The organism is Pseudomonas sp. AC463 (assembly GCF_979253585.1).
Genome location: NZ_CEEDDZ010001160.1, coordinates 1 through 236, shown reverse-complemented (window position 1 = coordinate 236; position 236 = coordinate 1). Strand labels below are relative to the sequence as shown.

Here is a 236-nt window from a genome sequence, read left to right as displayed (position 1 = left end):
AGCGATGGCCTGCAGGATTTCGATGCGGTATTCGGGCGTCAGGCGCCGCGCACTTTCGAGATCGGCTTCGGCATGGGCCACTCCACCCTGGAGATGGCCGCCGCAGCGCCTGAGCAGGACTTCATCGGCGTCGAAGTACACCGGCCAGGCGTTGGCGCGTTGCTCAACGGAGTGATGACCCAGAACCTCAGCAACCTGCGTGTGTACAGCTGCGATGCGCTGGAAGTGCTGCGTCA

At 63.6% G+C, this 236-nt stretch carries 1 protein-coding gene; it reads left to right on the top strand.

The window, feature by feature from the left end:
- Window positions 1-236: tRNA (guanine(46)-N(7))-methyltransferase TrmB (gene trmB / locus AC0IYH_RS33950; protein WP_471838871.1), on the top strand; the 236-nt coding region annotated here is incomplete at both ends.